Here is a 5590-nt window from a genome sequence, read left to right on the forward strand (position 1 = left end):
CCCCCGGTTGGCGACCCGCCCCCGCGAGGCTCCTCAGAACGCCAGTTGGGCGATCTCCTCCGCGACCACCGCGCACGCGTCCGCCGCCGGGTCGATCAGGGGGAAGTGGCCGACGTCCTCCAGGAGCGTGCAGCCCACCACCTCGCCCGCCTTCGCCGCGGCGTCCGCGTACTCCTCGGCCAGCTCGAACGGCACCGTCGTGTCGGCGCGGCCCTGCACGAGGGTGGTCGCGATCCCGGTGGGCAGCAGCGCGGCCGGGTCGGCGAGCGCCACCCGCTCCTCGAACTGCCCTTCCCCACCCAGGAGTTGGAGCGGCGCGCCGCCACACACATCGAGCTCGACGGCCCGCGCGAACCCGACGATCGGGGCGAGCGCGACCACGCCCCGCAGCGGTGTGGGGCGCGGCAGGAACCACGGCGCGTCCGGCGGCAGCACATGCCGGGCCGCCGCCCAGAGCGCGAGATGGCCGCCCGCGGAGTGCCCGGTGAGGACGGTGCGCCGCAGGTCGGCCTGCGGAAGGTGCTCCGCGACGAGCGCGGGCAGCGCGTCGATCGCGGCCGCCACGTCGTCGAACGTCTCCGGCCAGCGCCCCGCGACCGGACCCTCCACGCCCTGATGCGGTACCGAACTGCCGCGCCGGTACTCGACGTTGGCGACGGCGAAACCACGCCGGGCCAGGAAGTCCGCGAACGGCGTGATGTGCTGCCGGTCGTACGGAGCCCGCCAGGCCCCGCCGTGCAGCACCACGACGAGCGGCGCCGGCCGGCCCGCCGGTCCTCTGGGCGCGTAGAAGTCGACGATCTGGTCCGGGTGTCCGCCGTACGGAGCGCGGGCATCGGGCTCGACGGCGGGGTGCGAGAAGGCCGAGTCGGCCTCGGCGTCTTCCGACATGGTGCAGCCTTTCGGTGAGGGGCGGTCCGGCTTCCGGTGCGGGCGGACCGGAAGCCTGTGCGGACCGGAAGCCTGTGCGGGGCGGACCGGCCCGCGGGTGCGGCTTCGGTGCGGGGCGGTCCGGGGTGATCTTTCCCCAGACCCGCCCCTCCCAGGAACCGGGGTCACCCGGTCCAGGTACCGCTAGCCGCGCACCACCTCACCCAGGACCCTGGCCGCCCGCTCGACCTCCGCGAAGCCCACGTACAGCGGGGTGAAGCCGAAGCGGAGCACGTCCGGGGCGCGGAAGTCACCCACCACACCACGGGTGATCAACTCGTCCATCACCTCGTCCGCACGGTCACACCGAAGGGCGACCTGGCTGCCGCGCTCGGCGTGCACCGCAGGGGTGACCGAGGCGACCAGACCGGCCGGGACGTGCGCCGCGACGCACTCCAGGAAGAAGTCCGTGAGCGCCAGGGACTTGGCCCGTACCGCCTCGACCGACACCCCGTCCCACACCGTCAGCGCCTCTTCGAGGGCCAGCATCGACAGGATGTCCGGCGTGCCGACCCGGCCGCGCCGCGCACCGTCGACGGGCGCGTAACCGGCACGCATCCCGAACGGCTCGGCGTGCGAGTTCCAGCCCGGCAGCGGCGAGTCGAAGGCACCCTGGTGGCGCTCGGCCACGTACAGGTACGCGGGCGAACCGGGGCCGCCGTTCAGGTACTTGTACGTGCAGCCCACCGCCAGGTCCACGCCGTGCGCGTCCAGGCCGACCGGCAGCGCGCCCGCGCTGTGGCACAGGTCCCAGACGGCGAGGCCGCCCGCGTCCCGTACGGCGGCCGTGATGCCGGGCAGGTCGTGCAGGCGCCCGGTGCGGTAGTCGACGTGGTTCACGAGGGCGGCGGCGGTACGCGGTCCGGCCGCGCCCGGCATGTCCGCCGGGGCGAGCGGACGCAGCGTGCAGCCCGTCATGCGGGCCGCGGACTCCGCGATGTACCCGTCGGTGGGGAACGTCGACGCGTCCACAAGGATCTCGTCACGCCCCGCCTGAGGCCCACCGGAGAGCCGGACCGCACCCACAACCGCCTTGAAAACATTGACACTTGTGGAGTCGCCGACCACGATCTGCCCGGCCGCCGCGCCCACGAGCGGTGCGATCCGGTCGCCGATCCGCTCGGGCGCGGTCCACCAGCCGGACTCGGTCCAGGAGCGGATCCGCAGCCGCCCCCACTCCCGTCCGACGACATCCGCGACCCGTCCCGGCACGGACGCCGGCAGCGCGCCGAGCGAGTTCCCGTCCAGGTAGACCACCTCGTCGAGCACGAACCGCTCGCGCAGCGCGCCCAGTTCGTCGGCCTTGTCGAGCCCGGCCGCCCTGTCCCGCAGGGCCTCGGTCTCAGACATGGCTACGCGCCGTCCACAGCTCGGGGAACACGTTCTTACGGGCCCGCTTCTCCAGCCAGGCCACCCCCGCGGAACCGCCCGTACCGGCCTTCGAGCCCATCGCGCGCCGGGTCGCCACCAGGTGGTCGTTGCGCCAGCGCCACACCAGCTCACCGACATCCGTCAACGCCTCGCCGAGCCGCACCAGTTCACCGTCCTGGTCCCCGGCGTACACGGCCGTCCACACCGCCTCGACCTCGGGGCGCGGCTCGTACCGCTGCGCCAGGTCGCGGTCCAGTACGGCGTCCGGGATGTCGTACCCGCGCCGGGCGAGCAGCCGGACCACCTCGTCGTAGAGGCTCGGCTCGTGCAGCGCCTTCTCCAGCTCGGCGTACACACGCGGCGCGCCGCGGTGCGGCACGAGCATCGACGCGGACTTCTCGGCGAGCAGGAACTCCATCCGCCGGTACATCGCCGACTGGAATCCGGAGCCGTCACCGAGCGCGCTGCGGTACGAGTTGAACTGCGCGGGCGTGAGCTGGCCGAGCGGCCGCCAGGAGGCGTTGAGCGCCTCCAGCTCCCGCACACTGCGCTTGAGCGCCGCGACCGCCGTACCCAGGTCGTCCTGGCGCAGCGCCGCCGCCGCGGTCTCCCACTCGTGCACGATCACGGTGAACCACAGCTCCATCACCTGGGTGGTGACGAGAAAGACCATCTCACCGGGGTCGTCGGAGCGGGGGTGCTGCAGATGGGTGAGCACATCGGCCTGTACGTAGTCCTCGTACGGCGTGGTGCCTGCGAAGTCGAGATGCGGGGCCTCGGGGATCTCCCCGGCCGTCGTTTCCGCCTCGTGGGACATCGCTGTCTCCTTGGTGCCTCGGGTAGCGGTCCGCCCCTGCCGATGCCGACACGGGGGCCCCGGTCCCCACCGGCATCCTCCGCAATCCTCCCCCGGTACGGCAAGACCTGCCTGGTCACAGGTACCGGGCAGGTCTTGGCTCGCGGACGGACGGGCTCAGCCCAGCGTCTCGGCCGCCGTCTCCGAGGAATCCCGCAGGAACGTCGAGCAGCGCTCGTACTCCGCCTGCTCACCGATGGCCTGCGCGGCGCGCGCGAGGCCGTGCAGGGCGCGCAGGAAGCCACGGTTCGGCTCGTGCTCCCACGGCACCGGACCGTGCCCCTTCCACCCGGCCCGCCGCAGCGCGTCGAGGCCGCGGTGGTATCCGGTACGGGCGTACGCGTACGACTCGACGGTGCTGCCGCGCTCGAAGGCCTCGTCGGCGAGACGGGCCCAGGCGAGCGAGGACGACGGGTACTTGGCGGCGACATCAGCGGCCGCCGTACCGCCCGCGAGCAGCTCTCGGGGCTCGGGCTCGTCGGGCAGCTGGGTCGGGGGCGGACCCCCGAGCAGGTTCTCGTGAATGGACATGCCCCAAGTCTGCCTTGTGCTGCGCGGGTACGGCGAAGGGCCCGGCCCCCCGCGCGGGGAGACCGGGCCCTTCGGCTGCTGCGGAACCCGCGGGCCCTACTTCAGCTTGGTGCCGGTGGAGCGCAGCGCGGCGCACGCCTCGGTGACGCGCGCGGCCATGCCCGCCTCGGCGGCCTTGCCCCAGGTGCGCGGGTCGTAGGTCTTCTTGTTGCCGACCTCGCCGTCGACCTTCAGGACGCCGTCGTAGTTCTTGAACATGTGGTCCGCGACGGGACGCGTGAACGCGTACTGGGTGTCGGTGTCGAGGTTCATCTTCACGACGCCGTTCTCCAGGGCGGTCGCGATCTCCTCGGCGGTGGAGCCGGAGCCGCCGTGGAAGACGAAGTCGAACGGCGAGAGCTTGCCGTACTTCTCGGCCACGCCCGCCTGCAGGTCCTTCAGCAGCTCGGGACGGAGCACGACGTTGCCCGGCTTGTACACGCCGTGCACGTTGCCGAAGGACGCGGCCAGGAGGTACCGGCCCTTCTCGCCCAGGCCGAGGGCCTCGGCGGTGCGCAGCGCGTCGTCGACGGTGGTGTACAGCTCGTCGTTGATCTCGTGCGTGACACCGTCCTCCTCGCCGCCCGTCGGGGTGATCTCCACCTCAAGAATGATCTTGGCGGCGGCGGCCTTGGCGAGCAGCTCCTGGCCGATGGCCAGGTTGTCGGCGAGGGTCTCGGCGGAGCCGTCCCACATGTGCGACTGGAACAGCGGGTTCTCGCCACGGGCGACGCGCTCGGCGGAGATGTCGAGCAGCGGACGCACGTACCCGTCGAGCTTGTCCTTCGGGCAGTGGTCGGTGTGCAGCGCGACGGTGACGTCGTACTTCTTGGCGACGATGTGCGCGAACTCGGCCAGCGCGACCGCGCCGGTGACCATGTCCTTGTTGTGCTGACCGCCCAGGAACTCAGCACCACCGGTGGAGATCTGGATGATGCCGTCGCTCTCGGCCTCCGCGAAGCCACGCAGCGCGGCGTGCAGGGTCTGAGAGGAGGTCACGTTGATGGCGGGGTAGGCGAACTTGCCTGCCTTCGCCCGGTCGAGCATCTCGTTGTAGACCTCGGGGGTTGCGATGGGCATCTGTCCGCTCCTTGGGATGTGCGGGTGTGGGTGTGGCCCTGACCGGAGGGCCCCTCACAGTGGTTCGTGCGGGGGCGACGTCATCGTCGCCGCCCATCTTTCCAGACTCCCGGATTTGCTCCAGCCGACCGCCCCCGTCGACGCGTCAGTCGAGGCCGAGCTCGTCCTTCGAGAACGCGAAGAGGTACGGCACCCCGGCGCCCTCGGTGATCTTCTCGGCGGCGCCGGTGGCCCGGTCCACGATGGTGGCCACGCCCACGACCTCGGCGCCCGCCGCCCGTACGGCCTCGACCGCGGTCAGCGGCGACCCGCCGGTGGTGGAGGTGTCCTCGACGACCAGGACCCGGCGGCCCTTGATCTCCGGCCCCTCGACCTGGCGCTGCAGGCCGTGCGCCTTGGCGGCCTTGCGCACCACGAACGCGTCGAGGCGCTTTCCGCGCGCGGCGGCGGCGTGCAGCATCGACGCGGCGACGGGGTCGGCGCCCATGGTCAGCCCGCCCACGGCGTCGAAGTCGAGCTCCGCCGTCAGATCGAGCAGCACCTGCCCGACCAGGGGGGCGGCCTCGCCGTCGAGGGTGATGCGGCGGAGGTCCACGTAGTAGTCGGCCTCGATACCCGAGGAAAGCGTCACCTTGCCGTGCACGACGGCCTTGTCCTTGATCTGCTGCAGCAGCTCGCCGCGTACGTCACTCATGGTGGCCAGCTTAATCCCCGCCCGAATTCAGCCTCTCCGGCGCTTGAGGTGGGGGCACCTCCCAGCGGTAGCTGGGGGAGGGGGTCCGG

At 72.2% G+C, this 5590-nt stretch carries 6 protein-coding genes; all 6 read right to left on the reverse strand.

Annotated features, from left to right (window positions below; translation table 11 throughout):
• Positions 1-33: 33 nt before the first annotated feature.
• Positions 34-891, reverse strand: coding sequence for an alpha/beta hydrolase family protein (locus GUY60_RS33325; protein ID WP_161704712.1), 858 nt, complete (start codon positions 889-891; stop codon positions 34-36).
• 183 nt (positions 892-1074) lie between these two features.
• The gene (gene kynU, locus GUY60_RS33330; protein ID WP_161704715.1) at positions 1075-2280 is read right to left on the reverse strand and encodes a kynureninase; all 1206 of its coding nucleotides are present in this window, start codon (positions 2278-2280) and stop codon (positions 1075-1077) included.
• Positions 2273-3118, reverse strand: coding sequence for a tryptophan 2,3-dioxygenase family protein (locus GUY60_RS33335; protein WP_161704717.1), 846 nt, complete (start codon positions 3116-3118; stop codon positions 2273-2275). The genes kynU and GUY60_RS33335 overlap by 8 nt, the downstream gene beginning before the upstream one ends.
• Positions 3119-3274: 156 nt before the next feature.
• A complete protein-coding gene (locus tag GUY60_RS33340) occupies positions 3275-3688 on the reverse strand; it encodes a DUF3151 domain-containing protein (protein WP_161704719.1) in 414 nt (137 codons plus the stop codon).
• A 96-nt stretch (positions 3689-3784) separates the two neighbouring features.
• Positions 3785-4807, reverse strand: a complete 1023-nt coding sequence (gene fbaA, locus GUY60_RS33345) for a class II fructose-bisphosphate aldolase (RefSeq protein WP_161704721.1) — start codon at positions 4805-4807, stop codon at positions 3785-3787.
• A gap of 145 nt (positions 4808-4952) precedes the next feature.
• Positions 4953-5501 carry an orotate phosphoribosyltransferase gene (gene pyrE / locus GUY60_RS33350; RefSeq protein WP_161704723.1) on the reverse strand — a complete coding sequence of 183 codons (549 nt, stop codon included), beginning with the start codon at positions 5499-5501 and terminating at the stop codon, positions 4953-4955.
• Between the last annotated feature and the right edge of the window lie 89 nt (positions 5502-5590).

The sequence above is a fragment of the Streptomyces boluensis genome (genome assembly GCF_009908195.1).
In the GTDB taxonomy this organism is placed as follows: domain Bacteria; phylum Actinomycetota; class Actinomycetes; order Streptomycetales; family Streptomycetaceae; genus Streptomyces; species Streptomyces boluensis.